This is a genomic window from Pseudonocardia charpentierae, assembly GCF_031845345.1.
GTDB lineage: Bacteria > Actinomycetota > Actinomycetes > Mycobacteriales > Pseudonocardiaceae > Pseudonocardia > Pseudonocardia charpentierae.
This window is the reverse complement of the sequence record NZ_JAVREJ010000124.1, coordinates 1-303: the sequence shown is the minus strand read 5'-3', so window position 1 is coordinate 303 and position 303 is coordinate 1. Positions and strand designations below refer to the sequence as shown.

1 rRNA gene is annotated in these 303 nt (G+C 59.4%); it reads right to left on the bottom strand.

What is annotated here, in order from left to right:
- Window positions 1-2: 2 nt before the first annotated feature.
- Window positions 3-119 (bottom strand): 5S ribosomal RNA (gene rrf / locus RM445_RS32150).
- Window positions 120-303 lie beyond the last annotated feature (184 nt).

The following is a 303-nucleotide window of genomic DNA, read 5'->3' as shown; positions in this document are numbered from 1 at the left end:
GATGTCGGCGGCGACCTACTCTCCCACACCCTGGCGAGTGCAGTACCATCGGCGCTGGAGGGCTTAGCTTCCGGGTTCGGGATGGGACCGGGCGTTACCCCTCCGCCACAACCACCGACAACACTATTCACCTATCACCCGCCAAACGACGGGACAGAACACACCACCACCGCAGGCACATGAATATACCCATGGTGGTGCTGGTTGTGTGCTCAGGGTCACACAGTGGATGCGAGCAACTACTCTACTCATACAAGCGGAGCTTGGTGTTGTGGGCAAGCCCTCGGCCTATTAGTACCGGTC